Raw genomic sequence first — 14,569 nt, 5'->3', positions numbered from 1 at the left:
TTTATCAGACTGGTTTTGGTGGATTATCCGGGATTTTTGTAATGGTCCTTGAACTGCACTGTAATGGAAAATTTACAGAGGCGTAAAAGGTTGAGCGCTCGAAACATCTCGGTGTTTCAGAAGTCCCAGAGTAACTATTATTTTTTGTTAGAGGGGATGGGGGCGCAGAAAATGAGTCGTTAAAACTTTTTAAACAATATCATTAATCATTTATATTTGGCTGCGTTTTAGGTTAATCAGCAGCCAAATTTTTTATTGTTGATGAAGCGCCAGTATCGCTAAAAATAAAGCTATATAAAATCAACTCCGCATTACTTTATTCCAATCAATATTGTGACCAGCAGCTTCAAGTTCTCGTGCGAGTGCTTGCTTCCAGCCTCCACTGCTATCCATATTCTCCCAAACAACCCCAGCAAAATCACTTGGAATCTCTAGTGAGCCGCGTTTTAGTGCGCATACTTTCTCTCTGCCTAAACGCCCGATAAAATATCCTAATTCTAGCATCACATTCTGCCTTGCCCTTGGTTCTGGTATTCCTCCTTTAGCACAACCTTCATCATCTGGTGTTAGCAATACAACAGCAAATCCAACATCACTATTTGCTATAACTTTCTCAATGACAGTTCGTCCCTGATTAGCTTGCTCATGTAATATGATTGCTTCTAAACCTATACGTTCAAGAAACCTTGCGACTGTTTCACGGGCACCATCATCATGACCATGAACAATGAAAACTTTGTTCGAAAACTGCGGCTTCAACATAGTTTCCGTGCTTCCCTTAGACTGAACATAATTTTTGTAATCTCTAACGAAAGGAATGATAAGTTGTCCTGTCATCGAATGAATGCCTGCTATAACTTTACTTCCGGAATAGAAAAAATGATGTCCAAAGTTGATTGCATAATTAGGGTCTTCTGCTAACTTAAAAATCAAAAGTAATGTAAGTCCTAATGTTTCTCTAGCATCATCTGGCCAGACAAGCTGGGCACTCCCAGCCATACTTCCCCCAGTCTTTTCACTTTCTGCAAGAAATTCTGTAAGATTGAGTCCTTCCGTTAGGTCTGCATTGTATGATTCAAGATCGGGATGCTTTAGAAGTTGAGCAAGCTTTTTGAGTGGACGTTCAAAGGTCTGATATTGCGAAGCCTGTAAATCCAGAACAGCATTGTTCATTTCAGAAAAAATATCTTGAGCCATTACTCATCCTCACTTGAAGTCAATCTGGCTTCGGCAGCTTTTTTAAGAATGCCTTCTCTGTATGTTTCCTTCATCTGTTGCGCAAGCGAGCCGACTATGGAGTTGGTTGAGCATCCGTCAATGCGTTCATCAATCATGTGATTAACTGTTTGAATTGCCGACTCGATGCTAGCAGGATCGTTAGGGTTAAACTTTACGACTCCTAGCTCGCCATCCAGCTCGCTCAGTATACGCTTTGCATCCTTGAGTTCTTTCTGAAGCTTATCAAGACCAGTAACTTTTAACATATGCACCTTCAATTATCAATTTAATCAGTACGTTACAAAAATTGGCTGTTGCTTGCTTAATCTGGCTATTGATCATGTATGAATGCTCTATTTTGAAGCCTCAACCAAATTTTCTCAATAGTGTAAAGCTATTATCATTTCCGAGTTTCTTTCGATATCACATTCTAAAATAAGCATTGCTAATATTACTAACCTCTATAAAAGCGGTTTTGTTTACATTATCCTAACAAAACTTCGTTGAGTCGTAAAAATTATCACAAGTTATATGTAGACTAAGCTGATGGTGTTAATTACGTATCTGCTTATTCCGATTCATCAACTTGATGCTGTTCAAATTAGACAATATAAATTTTTAATTATAACTTCTGAAATCTCCAAATCTTATAACGTCAGTAACACGCTTTGCTCTATTAGGTGTTTGCTTACTCCACAAACTATCTAATGCTTCATCAGCCGCTTTATCAAACTCTAATACGTTCATATAACGAATCATCTTTCTGAATTTCAGAACACCCGAAACTCCCAACTGAAAGCACATATTTACTAAAGCGGCACGTCTTGCACTATCAACTTTAGTGTAAGTGTTAAACAGTTCTGTATCTGAGATATTTTTGATTGTTCTGTTAATGTCGTTTTGTAAGATATCAGCAGATTCTCTTTCATTGATATATCCGTTGGTCTTATGACCAACCAGTGTATCAAGTTCGAAGATTGCTTTTTCTTTTGATTTTTCTTTAGTCAGCAAGTGACCAACGCCTACTGTATAATAGCCTTCTGTATCTTTATAAATTGTGAGTTTTTCACCTTCATCATATCGAATCATATCGGTGATGCTAATAGTTATAATTGGTCGAACAGTGTTTGTAATAGACATTAACGCCTCGCTAAATAAGTTAATTAAACTCTTATTTAGCGAGGCGTTATGTTCGAAAATTCAGAATTAAAAATTACTGACGTAAAAGTTACGTCTAATGCTCCTTATTTCTCTAACAGAGCGGTAAGTGGTAAGTTTCAAAAGAGATTCACTGGGGTTCAGTTCTTCGAATTGGAGTTTACGTTGAATTATATGTCGCATGACACAAAATACGTTCAGCAGTTCATAGCATCGCATCAGCAATCACAAGGTTTCGATTTCCCTATGAGCTACTTAACGAACTATACAGGTTCAGCTCAAGGTCTTTTGAGTTCAGCAGTTACAGCTAACAAAGGAGCGCGTAAGGTCACTCTGGGTGCGTTTTCTGGTGTTTTAGAAGCGGGAACACTTGTTCAGTTTCAGAATCACTCCAAACTCTATACCGTTACGGAGAACGTAACAGCAAACGGAGAGATGAAACTCTTTCCTAATCTTCGTGCGAATGTTCAGGCGGGTGAGACTGTCAACTTTAGAAACATCAAAGGGCGTTTCGTACTGACTAATGAATCTATTCCATTAAATATTCAAAGCTTATCCAAGCTGAGTATTAAAGCAACTGAGGTATTATAATGAGCGTAAAAGACCAATTCGATGCTCTTAGAAAGAATCCTGACTTTATTGAATGTTTTAATGAGTTCAACGGGACTCATTTTACTGAATTAACCGAATCTCAAGTTTTTTCTGTTGGCACTTTGTTTCATATCGTACAGATTCAAACGAGAGATAACAGGGAAATTCTGTTAACGGATGCCTATACAGATATTACTTACAGAGGTAAAAATTATATCGCTTCTGGAGATTTTACCGATATCAGTTCAATAGATGATTCAAAAGAAATTAACAACATAGGCTTAACGGTGAAGCTTGCTAACGTTCGAACTGAATATATCAGTTTAGTGACATCAAAAGCGCTTGATCGTTCGGACGTTCGTATTGATATCGTATTTCTGAATCCGAATACAGGTGAAGTCCAAGCAGATTTTAACCTGTTTGTCGGAACTATGGATAAACTGAGTATTAATATTGATTATGAAGACAACGAATCTAAGAATGAAACAGAGGCGGTTATTAACAGTATTTGGGAAGTCTTAGAGAAAAACGCAAGAAATCACGCATCAGACGCCGTTCATAGAAGTTATGCAGGAAATGAAAACGACACATTCTTTTCAAGAATCGGTAAATGGAACTCTGAGAAGCGTTGGACTTCTCTGGATAACACATAACGAAAGGGGAGCAAAAGCTCCCTTTTTATATGTTGATTTAACAAATAATCATGAGCATAATCAAACCCATTAACTCTAAACGGGTCATACGTCCTCCGTAAATCTGTAAGACGTACCAGCAAGAGTTATTTTCTTTTCTGCCAACAGAGTTTTATTTTTAAAAATCCTTACTCTGTATTCACCTTTCTTTTTTGAAATTAACTGTTTAAATCCAGTCTCTCTTGAGTAAAGCAAATTTTCAAATTGTTCTTTGTTTTTCATATTTCCTCCATAGTAATCAGGAGCTTAATCGTACAGTTCCTCCTAAGGAGGTGAAGCATTATCCCGGATTATTTAAGGATTACTCCTTTTCTTCTATGGAATTCATGAACTCCAACAGTTTTTTCGTATCAGATTTGAAAGTTATATTCTTACCATCCCATCTAAAGCTTTGTGAATGACCGTTCAAATAAAGAACTTTGATTCTCCAAGACTTCTCAAGATTGCTAACAACGATACTTTTAATTACTCGTTTTAACAGCATGTTTAATTCTAAAGGATCTTTCACCTCCGACAACAGGTTAAAATCAACCGAGTTCTCTGATATAACCATATCGGTTTGTTTACTGATTGCTTGGTCGAGTTCCTGTAGCTTTTCCTCAAGATTGCTGATTGTCGTTAAAACACTCATAGGAGGTTTAGCCATCGTCATAAGCATTTCATTCAAACTGGCGATTTTCTCTTGAGTCTCTGTTCGCTCTTTTACGAGAGTTCCATCCAGAGTCGTTTTCTTTTCAAGCTTTAGATGCTTCATGATTTTATACAAAGCAATTTCGATATTCTTAAAATTTTTAGTAACAGAACAATTTCCATCACGCGCATTTGCACAAACATGATATTGATAAGTTTTGCCAGTAACGACATGGAATTTTCTGACTAACGCCCCTCCGCAAGAATGCTTGATTAATCCAGTGAAAGCGTTTTGTTCTGACTTGTATCCCGGTTTATTCTGTTTCGCGTCAGATTGCAATAACATCCAGTCTTCTTTGCTTATAACAGCAGGATAATAATTTTCGATAATATCTAACAGAATAACTTTTCTGTCTTTCGTCGTTTCTGTTGTTTGATAAGCACCGTATAACGCAACTGAACTAATAGTTTTTCCTACAGTCGTATGATTCCAACCAGCAGAGCGTAAAGGCTTAAATCCTTCATCGTTTAATGTTTTGGCTATTTTATTTGTTCCAAGTCCTTTTCGTTTGAGTTCGATAATTCTTTTCACTGCGTCGAGTCTGTCAGAGAAAACAAACTGGTCTTTCTCGCGAGATAACCAGAAAGGCAATATTTTGTTAATAACTTTACCCTCAAGAGCGGCTTTTCTCTGTTGTCCTTTTGTCTCGCGTAGACGTTGAGATTTCTTTTCGGATTCTTTATGCGCAAGGTCAGCAGCCAGAGCGATTCTAATCACGCTTACAAGGTCGTTAACTGATTCTCTATTGAGTAACAGACCATCGACTAGCGAAGCAATGAAAACGTTATGCTGTAAGATACTCTTGATTATCTGTTGAGTCACATCGATACCACGACGACTCAAACGGTCAAGACTCTCTATGATAATCGTTGACCCCGATTCAATAGCTCCTTGCTCGATGGCTGAAAGCATGTCACCGAGAGAAGGACGATTGCCCTCTTTGAACGCTGAGATCCCCAAGTCCTGAAAGTTTTTCTCAGATAGGGTAAGATTGTTTTCATGAGCGTATTTTTCAGCAAGTTCTGTTTGTCTGCGTACTGAGTCGCCTTGTTCTTGTTTCTTGCTAGAAAAACGTATGTAACTGTAAGCTAACCCGTTTTGCTTTTGCATAGTCTTACCTTTTCAATCACTTAGCAGAGAGTATCAATTTTGCTCCTTAGCAACAATATCACCATGCAGTTTGGCAGTAAGCCGCTGTTTGAAAATATTTCCGTCAAATTTGGCGGCGGCAACCGTTACGGCCTGATTGGCGCGAACGGTAGCGGTAAATCCACTTTTATGAAAATTCTCGGCGGTGATCTCGAACCGACGCTGGGTAACGTTTCCCTCGATCCGAATGAGCGCATCGGTAAGCTGCGTCAGGATCAGTTCGCCTTTGAAGAGTTCACCGTGCTTGATACCGTGATCATGGGGCATGCTGAACTGTGGGCAGTGAAGCAGGAGCGCGATCGTATATACGCGCTGGCCGAAATGAGTGAAGAAGACGGCTATAAAGTGGCTGACCTCGAAGTTCAGTACGGTGAAATGGACGGTTATTCTGCTGAAGCGCGTGCGGGCGAACTGCTGCTGGGCGTGGGTATTCCGGTAGAACAACATTACGGGCCGATGAGCGAAGTCGCACCCGGCTGGAAGCTGCGTGTGCTTCTGGCGCAGGCGCTGTTCTCTAACCCGGACATTCTGCTGCTCGACGAACCAACGAACAACCTGGATATCGACACCATCCGCTGGCTGGAGCAGACGCTGAACGAACGTGACAGCACCATGATCATCATTTCGCACGACCGTCACTTCCTGAACATGGTCTGCACGCACATGGCGGATCTGGACTACGGCGAACTGCGTGTTTATCCGGGGAACTACGACGAATACATGACGGCGGCCACCCAGGCGCGTGAACGTCTGCTGGCCGATAATGCCAAGAAGAAAGCGCAGATTGCCGATCTGCAATCCTTCGTCAGCCGCTTTAGCGCCAACGCCTCAAAATCTCGTCAGGCGACTTCCCGCGCCCGTCAGATCGATAAAATTAAACTGGAAGAAGTTAAAGCTTCCAGCCGTCAGAACCCGTTCATTCGCTTCGAACAGGATAAGAAACTGTTCCGTAACGCGCTGGAAGTGGAAGCGCTTACTAAAGGTTTTGATGAAGGCCCGCTGTTTAAAAACTTCAATCTGCTGCTCGAAGTGGGTGAGAAGATTGCCATTCTGGGCGCCAACGGCGTGGGTAAATCCACTATGCTGAAAACGCTGGTTGGTGATTTGCAGCCGGATAACGGTACCGTGAAGTGGTCCGAAAACGCGCAAGTTGGTTACTATGCGCAGGATCATGAATATGAGTTCGAAAACGATCTGACCGTATTCGAGTGGATGAGCCAGTGGAAACAAGAAGGCGATGATGAACAGGTTGTGCGCAGCTTCCTCGGTCGTCTGCTGTTCAGCCAGGACGATATCAAGAAGCCTGCAAAAGTGCTCTCCGGTGGTGAAAAAGGGCGCATGCTGTTCGGTAAGCTGATGATGCAGAAACCGAATATTCTGGTAATGGATGAACCAACTAACCACCTGGATATGGAATCGATTGAGTCGCTGAACATGGCGCTGGAAATGTATCAGGGCACGTTGATTTTCGTTTCTCACGACCGTGAGTTCGTCAGTTCTCTGGCAACCCGTGTGATTGAAATTACGCCGGAGCGCGTGATCGACTTCACCGGTAACTACGAAGATTACCTGCGTAGTAAAGGTATCGACGGCTAATTTCCCGTCGTCTTTCACGCTGCAGATGTGTTGGCTTCACCTGTTCACCCCGGTCACTTACTAATGTAAGCTCCCGGGGATTCACAGGTTTGCCGCCTTCCTGCAGCGCGAAATACTTAGGGAAAGGCGTCGAGCCTTTATTCCCTCTCCATGTGGGAGAGGGGTAGGGTGAGGGCATCAGGCAGCACTACACCAGCCACTCGCCCCCTTCAACCCCATTCACCAGCAGCTTACGTTTTTCCCCCGCCGGTAACGACACCTTCAGCGCCTTCCACGCCGGACGATAATCCCCACGCGCGTTGACCTTCAGATTGATCGCTGCGCCATCACACACCATCTCCCATTCCACCCACAGCGCATTGCCATTCTGGTAGCCCCAGCTTTCGCCGTCATCTTCAAACAGCAGGCCGGAGGTTGTGCCGACGCCTTTCACCGGGAACAACTTCAGCTCTCGGGTGTTGTCTTTTTCAGCGGACACGTGGGTAATGCGTTCGCTTAGCGGAAGAGCAGCACCTGCGCGTACCAGCAGCGGCAGTTTTTCCAGCGGCGCGTCGAGAACGATCGATTGCCCGCCAGCGAACCACTCGTTGGTGTAAAAATCGTACCAACCGGTTTCGTTATCCGGCAGCCAGACGCGACGCTCGCGCTGCCCGGCTTCGACGACGCTTGCCACCAGCAGGTCGCGGCCCAGCAGGAAGTCATCGCACTCTTCAAAGGTCTGTGCATCGTGCTCGTGATCGAGGAAGGTCGGGCGCAGCATCGGCTCGTCGTCGGCATGCGCCTGCCAGAGCAGGGTGTAAAGATACGGCAGCAGGCGATAGCGCAGTTCAATGGCACCACGAATGGCAGGTATCACGCCCGGATACATCCACGGCTCGTTCACCGTGTGGTCATCATTCCATGAGTGAATGGTAAAGCGCGGATGCATCACGCCGTTTTGTACCCAGCGGACAAACAGCTCGGCGTCCGGTTTGTCGCCGGAGAAACCGCCGACGTCGTGACCGACGTTGAACAGCCCGGACAAGCTCATCCCCAGCCCCATGCGGGTATTGAAGCGCAGGGTGTCCCAACTGGTGCGGTTATCACCGCTCCAGGTCTGCACGTAGCGCTGCATCCCGGCGCAGCCGGAACGGGAGATGAGATACGGGCGCTTCTCCGGGGCGAAACGCTGCTGCGCTTCCAGCGAGGCGCGCATCATCAGCAGCGGCATTACCGGGCGAATGTGTTTGATAGCGATCTCCTGGCCGAAGCCATGGCAGCGCGCTTCGCCGTCCCACACTTCAAACTCGTTGTTGTCGTTCCAGGTGGCGTCGATCCCCATCTCCAGCAACTGCGTGGTCACGCCTTCCTGCCACCACTGGATAGTCTGCGGGTTGGTAAAGTCAAGGTTAGAGCCTTCGTCATCCCAGAAGCTGGAACGTTCTGGCGCATCGGTTTCTGAATCGCGAATAAACAGGCCGCGTTCTGCCACTTCGTTATAACGCGGGTGATCCTGCAACAGACACGGTTTGATATTGGCCGCCAGTTTCAGCCCCGCGTCGTGGAACGCCTGGCTCATCACCTTCGGCTGCGGCACTTTGTCGTAGTTCCAGTTAAAGACGTAGCGCTTGCCGTTGATCGAGGTGTAGCCGGACGAGAGCTGGAACGAGTCGCACGGAATAGCGTGGTCTGCGCACAGGCGGATGAAGTTCATGAGCTGGTTCTGCGCGTCCGGTGCGTCGGTGTAATGCATGGTCGAGCCGCTGTAGCCCAGGCTCCATTTGGGTCCGAACAGCGTTTTGCCGGTCAGACGGACAAAGGCTTTGGTGACGTCCAGCACGCGCTTGCCGGTAAAGATGTAGTAATCAATATCACCGGCTTCCGCCTGCCAGCGGCGATAGGCGGTGTGGTAGTTATCGATTTCGTTACCCAAATCCAGCCAGCAACTGCTCAGGTTGTCGTAGAACAGGCCGTAGCTCACATCATGACGGCGGGCGATAGTGAACGGGATGTGCTTGTACAGCGGGTCAGTGCTGACTGCGTTATAGCCCATCGCATCGAGGTTGCGCATTTCATAGCGTTTACCGTTGCGCTGCAGATCGCCCGCTTTCTCGCCCAGGCCGTAGAAACGCTCATCCTTAGAGCGGCTCAGATAGTGCGCCACGCCGTCGCCGTGGGCATTCAGCAGGTAGGCGCTGGTTGGTCGGTCATTGACCAGCGGCTGCCACTCGCCCGCCTCATTGCGGTAGTGCCACTCCAGCCACAGCGGCTGGTGGACGGTCACGCGTAGCTGTTCGGTTGCCACGGTTAGCGCACCATCCTGCTGCGTCAGGTTCCAGGCCGGGCAGGAGAAACCGCTTATGTCGTCACGATGGCGGCCTTCCCACGGCACGTCTTTTTCCGGTGCGATGCTCCAGGTGCGGTCCAGCGCCAGCTCGCCTTTGCGCTTAACCAGCACGCGAAAAAGATTCTCTTCCAGCACATACAGACACAGACGGTGCTGGTTATCGACCAGCAGTTCAAGATGGTTTGCTGACTGCTTATCTACGATCCAGTTTTTCAGGGTTTTCATATGCAATACATCCACTATCAGGCGCGTTTAGCGCGACGTTCAGCAATAAATGCTACCAGGAAGACAGCGCCAATCAGGTCAAAGAAGCCCATGGCAATAAACAGCGGGTTAAAGCCGATTTTGTCGGCGGTTACGCCGATTAACAGCGAGAACAGGAAGCTGGCGATCCACGCAGCAGAGCCGCGCATGCCGTTGACAGTCGCCATCTGGCCTTTGTCGAACGACTCCACGACCAGGGCGCTCAGCATGCAGGAGATGATCTGGTGCCCGAAGCCGCCGATGGAGATCAGCACGATGGTGATATACGGGTCGCGGGTGATGGCTACGATGCCCAGAGAGATCATCAGGAACGCGCCCGTCACGGAGCTTGCTACCACAGAGTTAACGCGGGAGCAGCCGAACAGACGGGTATACAGACGCGTCAGGTAACCGCTCACCACGCTACCGAGGTCGGCGGCGAGGAACGGCAGCCAGGCAAACATCGCAATCTGCTTCAAATCCATACCGTGCTCTTTGGCAAGGTACAGCGGCACCCAGAAGCTCAGCACTGCCCATGCTGGCTCCGCCATAAAGGCCGGGATGGCGATGCCGTAGAAGCGTTTGTTTTTTGAGACGGTCTTTAGCGCAGTCAGGAAGGGCAGTTTGACCGCTGGCGGTTCGTTATCCTGCTTAATAAACGCCAGCTCGTCCTTACTCTGATTCGGGTGCTGTTCCGGATTGTGGTAGAACGCCCACCACAGGATCACCCATAGCAGCGCCAGCACGCCGGTAAACATAAACGCGCCCTGCCAGCCGAACGAGGCGTGAGCAAAGTAGATGATAGGCGGCGCCAGCATCGCGCCGATGGAGAAACCCACACCCGCCCAACCGGCAGCAACAGGGCGTTCTGATTTCGGGAACCATTCGCCAATGGTTTTGGCGTTCGCCGGGGTCGCAGCCGCTTCGGTCGCTCCCATAAAGAAGCGAAGAATGGCCAGGTGTAGCCAACTTCCGGCGCCCGCGTGGAAAATACACATCAGCGCCCAGATCGCGGCGCAGATCATAAAGCCAATCTTCAGGCCGATAACGTCGATCAGCCAGCCGCACAGGGGCTGGAAAATGGTGTAGGCAATCTGAAACGCGCCGACGATCCAGGAGTATTGTTCGGTGGTGATCCCGAGGCTCTCTTTCAACTCCGGAGCGAGAATACCTAACGAGTTTCGGGTGATGTAGTTAACGGTGACGCCAAGTAAGAACAGCACCAGGATGTACCAGCGCAAGTTCTTAATGACGCGACGGGTTTTGCTTATCGCAACGGTGTTATTGATGTCCTGACTCATTTTACTCTCCACAAGACGGACGGTAAGGGGACGGAGGTTCAGGTGTCACACAAATTTTTATAGCTTTGATTTCTATACGTTTTAAATACGAAAGTTGATATACAACTAGTATGGAAGTGGTGTGACAAGTTCACCTTAAGGGAGAACATGAGCGGGAAATAGTCGTTTTTGTACAAAATTTCTCATAAATAACGTAAGTCATTTGGCATGATGGCTCCCATGCCAGTTATTTACTGATAAATGCGCCATGAAAATTTTTTCATTTTGCAAATGGAGCCAGATCACAAAATGGACAAAAGGCTAAAAATTACCGAAATCGCAGCCCGTACTCAGCTCTCTATCAGCACGGTTTCCCGCGTGCTGGCGGGGAAGGCCAACACCAGTGAGAAAGCACGGGCAAAGGTGTTGGCATGCGCGCGGGAGTTGGGGGTGATTGACGGCATGGCGGCCGGGCGTTTGCTGCTTAACACTCTGGTGGTTTTTGCGCCGCAGCGGGCGTTTGACGAGCGGTCCGACATCTTTTACTACCGCGTGATCCAGAGCGTGAGTAAAGGCCTGGCATCCCACGAGGTTCGCCTGCGCTACTGCGCGCTGGAAGAGAATGATAGCGATGCGCAGTTGTTTCTGACGCGAATGAACGAGCCGGACACCCAGGCCGCCATTCTTCTCGGTATCGACGATCCTCATATCCACGATCTGGCGGTGGATGTCGCTAAACCCTGCATATTAATTAACTGCCGGGACCGGCACATGCGCCTGCCCGCCGTCACGCCCGATCACCGCGCCATTGGCGAACGGGCGGCGGAATATCTGTTCGAAATGGGGCACCGGGAGGTGCTGAATGTAATGTGTCTGCGCCGCTACACTATGGAGCTGCGCCTGTCGGGGATCCGCGACGCGTGGCAGTCACACAACCTGAAATTTAATGACCTGCGCGATCTGCTGGTGGTGCCGAGCTTTAGCGCTCGTGAAACGGAGGAGCTGGTAAATGCCTGGCTTATTGAGCGGCAGGGTAAGGATCTGCCGACTGCATTTTTAGTTGGCGGCGATTTTATGGCGGCGGGTACCATCAGTGCCCTGCAAAAACACGGCCTGCGCGTACCTCAGGACGTCTCTGTCATGAGCATCGACGGCTTTAATCTGGCGGCGATTCAGGATGTACCCTTAACCGCAGTGCATGTTCCCCGCGATGAACTTGGAACGGAAGCGGTATATATGCTCCAGCAGCGGCTGATGCGCCCGGATGCGCCGGTGGGGACGTTGTTGCTTAACGGCACGCTGGCCGTACGGGAATCAGTACGGCGGATACGTCAGGGGAAACGACGCACCGCCGTTGATCGGGAAGGACTGTACGACAGCTAAGCTATACCCAGCGCGCGTTTACCGTGGATATTCAAATCCTCCAGCGTGAAGCGTCCTTCCCAGTCAGCTTCATAATCCTCGCGCGGGAAATCCCCCGGCGACGCGCCTTTTTCCAGCGCGGCCTTCACTTTGTGGGCGTAGGCCAGATTCTTTTCGCACATCGGCGCGGCAGGGATATACATCACATTGCCCCAGCCCTGCTGATTTTCCACCGGCGCGACGGAGTGGATCACATCGCAATGCCACCAGACGGAGTCGCCGGCGTCCAGTTGCGGAATACTGGTTAACGCCTCTATCAGCAGCGGATGCCATTGCGTGGAAATCGGCAGAACTCTGCCGGGCGCGACGCCGCAAAGCTCATCTTCCGGCACATCGTCAAGCAATGGACGTAATAGCACATAGGCCATCGCTTCAGGAATCGGGACTACGTGCAACAATCCCTGACCTGGCAACATATCGGACAGTGCCGTCCAGCCCTGGAAGGTACGAAATACTGAACATTTAGTGGTGTTATCTACCGTGTACTCTTCAACTTCTGTGCGATGCGCCGCCTGCCATGGATCGTAATCTTCCAGCTTGCCATTGAAAACATTAGCAAAGACCTGCTGATATACCGGCAGAAGCCAGCGCTCCAGCGCGCCGGAATCCGTATGCGCGCCCAGCCCTTTGGACGTTGTTCCCGGCGGACGACGACGTATGCGGTCAGGATAGATGACGCTGACGTCCGGGTTAAACCATTGTTTCCCTTCGCTTGTAAACGTCCACAGGCGATTAAGGAATGACTGCGCATTGGCCATTTCTTCGCTCTGGCGCGCCTGCATTTGCGCCTGGGACCAGTAAATGGGGTAGATCTCCGGGCGGGATGCGCTGAGGGTGCCAAAAAAGTTATCACCGGGGCCTTTGTAGACCTCATCAAAATGGTTGCGATCCAGGTAATCGAGCATCGACTGATCCCATGCCAGCGCCTGTTCGCGGGGGAAATGTCCCTTGATGACCACGCATCCGCGACGCTTAATCTCTTCACGCTGCTCTGCGTTTACGCGTCCCGCCTTGATATCCGCATAGGACAACGTTGGCCAAACCGGGGAACCTTGCGCTTTGAGGGCGTTGATTTCCGCCACGCGAGTGGCAATGGCATCGCTCAGCTGATTGAAAATCAACTGAACATCCCCAAGCTGTGCCCGCAATTGCTGTTTCATCTGACGGATTGCCGCTTTGTGATCGGCGGGCAATGTGTCGCAGGTAAACGTAAAAGCCATAACCACCTCGCATTAACTTTCATTCGAAACTATTTAACTTACATATGCAATATAAGTTAAAAATAGGTTAATGCAAGTTTAAAAACTTGATGGTGTGCACGGAATGATAAAAGAGTGAAAACCGGAGCAGGCCCCGGTCGACAGGATCAGACGTTAAAAGGAGAGGTGTTATCCAGCACCGCCTGAATCACGTTCAGCGCGCCCTGATGGTTATTGTCGTCGGTCTGAAAGCGGGCAATCGCTTTGATGCTCTCTGCCGCGTTGGCCATCGCGAAAGAGTAGTGCGCCATTTTCAACATTTCTGCATCGTTACCGCTATCGCCAATGGCGACCACGTTTTGAGGGGACAGGTTCCAGCGTTTCAGCAGGCGGCTGATACCGTTGGCTTTATGTAAGCCCGGAATAATCAAATCGATAAACCCAAAGCCGCTGGTGACGGGCTTCATTATGCCATCCAGAGCGGTATGCAGGTGATCGATAACCAACGGGATTTGTTGGTCGGGTAAGTTCAGCGAAAACTTAAACAGCACATCATCAATGTCCTGATAATCCTTCACCGGTTTCAGGCGATGGTAGTGTTTCGACATCAATGCCACGAAAGACTCAGGAGCATTCTCACTGACGTAGGCGCTTTGCAGACCACAGGCAACAAAATTGAGCTGCTTGTCTTTGAGGAGTTCGCCAATAACAATGCGTGATTCGTGACGGGTAAGCTCGCCGTGAAACAGCTGTTTGCCATGCTCATAAACCAGCGCGCCATTCTCAGCGACAAACGATATTTCGTCTTTAAGCTCCGGGAAAAAGGAGATCAGCTGGAAATACTGGTTTCCGCTGGCCACGACAAATTCAATATCTCGTTTTTTCAGTTCCTGATACTGCGCCATAAAACGTGCACGATCGTATTTCTTGGCGTCGTCGAGAAAAGTTCCGTCCATATCGGTGACGATAACTTTGATGGTCATACTTGCTCCTGGCTCATAACT

General features: G+C 48.4%; 13 protein-coding genes. 4 read left to right on the top strand and 9 right to left on the bottom strand.

From position 1 onward, the window contains the following. Positions 1–300 precede the first annotated feature (300 nt). The 3 genes from AC534G_RS16645 to AC534G_RS16635 all read right to left on the bottom strand — a co-directional run bounded on the left by AC534G_RS16645 (position 301) and on the right by AC534G_RS16635 (position 2,358). Positions 301–1,197 (bottom strand): TIR domain-containing protein, encoded by an 897-nt coding sequence (locus AC534G_RS16645; RefSeq protein ID WP_033877639.1) that lies wholly within the window; start codon positions 1,195–1,197, stop codon positions 301–303. Further along, entirely contained in the window at positions 1,197–1,484 is a 288-nt protein-coding gene (locus tag AC534G_RS16640) for a YuaX family protein (protein WP_033877640.1), read from the bottom strand. The genes AC534G_RS16645 and AC534G_RS16640 overlap by 1 nt, the downstream gene beginning before the upstream one ends. Before the next feature lie 352 nt (positions 1,485–1,836). Then, on the bottom strand, positions 1,837–2,358 hold the full coding sequence (locus tag AC534G_RS16635) for a glycoside hydrolase family protein (protein ID WP_051429411.1): 522 nt from the start codon (positions 2,356–2,358) through the stop codon (positions 1,837–1,839). A gap of 48 nt (positions 2,359–2,406) precedes the next feature. Here AC534G_RS16635 and AC534G_RS16630 point away from each other — a divergent pair, with 48 nt between their 5' ends. After that, the gene (locus tag AC534G_RS16630; RefSeq protein ID WP_033877641.1) at positions 2,407–2,967 is read left to right on the top strand and encodes a hypothetical protein; all 561 of its coding nucleotides are present in this window, start codon (positions 2,407–2,409) and stop codon (positions 2,965–2,967) included. Next, entirely contained in the window at positions 2,967–3,620 is a 654-nt protein-coding gene (locus AC534G_RS16625; protein WP_078168526.1) for a DUF2163 domain-containing protein, read from the top strand. Before AC534G_RS16630 ends, AC534G_RS16625 begins: the two co-directional genes overlap by 1 nt. A gap of 84 nt (positions 3,621–3,704) precedes the next feature. On the opposite strand, the gene AC534G_RS16620 is transcribed toward AC534G_RS16625, so the two are convergent. After that, positions 3,705–3,881, bottom strand: coding sequence for a hypothetical protein (locus AC534G_RS16620; RefSeq protein WP_158662715.1), 177 nt, complete (start codon positions 3,879–3,881; stop codon positions 3,705–3,707). Positions 3,882–3,960: 79 nt separating this feature from the next. Continuing rightward, the gene (locus AC534G_RS16615; protein ID WP_033877642.1) at positions 3,961–5,460 is read right to left on the bottom strand and encodes a recombinase family protein; all 1,500 of its coding nucleotides are present in this window, start codon (positions 5,458–5,460) and stop codon (positions 3,961–3,963) included. Between the two features lie 39 nt (positions 5,461–5,499). Here AC534G_RS16615 and AC534G_RS16610 point away from each other — a divergent pair, with 39 nt between their 5' ends. Next, complete coding sequence (locus AC534G_RS16610; protein WP_149282224.1) at positions 5,500–7,095, top strand: ABC-F family ATPase; 1,596 nt, start codon at positions 5,500–5,502, stop codon at positions 7,093–7,095. 187 nt (positions 7,096–7,282) lie between these two features. On the opposite strand, the gene AC534G_RS16605 is transcribed toward AC534G_RS16610, so the two are convergent. Both AC534G_RS16605 and AC534G_RS16600 read right to left on the bottom strand, forming a co-directional pair. Further along, a complete protein-coding gene (locus tag AC534G_RS16605) occupies positions 7,283–9,646 on the bottom strand; it encodes a glycoside hydrolase family 31 protein (RefSeq protein ID WP_162620733.1) in 2,364 nt (787 codons plus the stop codon). A gap of 17 nt (positions 9,647–9,663) precedes the next feature. Beyond that, on the bottom strand, positions 9,664–10,965 hold the full coding sequence (locus AC534G_RS16600) for an MFS transporter (protein ID WP_110498528.1): 1,302 nt from the start codon (positions 10,963–10,965) through the stop codon (positions 9,664–9,666). A 288-nt stretch (positions 10,966–11,253) separates the two neighbouring features. On the opposite strand from AC534G_RS16600, the gene AC534G_RS16595 reads away from it, so the two are divergent. Further along, a complete protein-coding gene (locus AC534G_RS16595) occupies positions 11,254–12,327 on the top strand; it encodes a LacI family DNA-binding transcriptional regulator (RefSeq protein ID WP_038643091.1) in 1,074 nt (357 codons plus the stop codon). Here AC534G_RS16595 and AC534G_RS16590 read toward each other — a convergent pair. Together AC534G_RS16590 and AC534G_RS16585 are read right to left on the bottom strand one after the other, a co-directional pair. Further along, positions 12,324–13,586 (bottom strand): DUF1479 domain-containing protein, encoded by a 1,263-nt coding sequence (locus AC534G_RS16590; protein ID WP_110498527.1) that lies wholly within the window; start codon positions 13,584–13,586, stop codon positions 12,324–12,326. The genes AC534G_RS16595 and AC534G_RS16590 overlap by 4 nt on opposite strands. Before the next feature lie 146 nt (positions 13,587–13,732). Then, on the bottom strand, positions 13,733–14,548 hold the full coding sequence (locus AC534G_RS16585) for a Cof-type HAD-IIB family hydrolase (RefSeq protein ID WP_110498526.1): 816 nt from the start codon (positions 14,546–14,548) through the stop codon (positions 13,733–13,735). Between the last annotated feature and the right edge of the window lie 21 nt (positions 14,549–14,569).

This window comes from Citrobacter sp. CRE-46, assembly GCF_059615875.1.
Note: the sequence above shows the minus strand (reverse complement) of the source record. Positions and strands in the feature narration are given on the sequence as shown.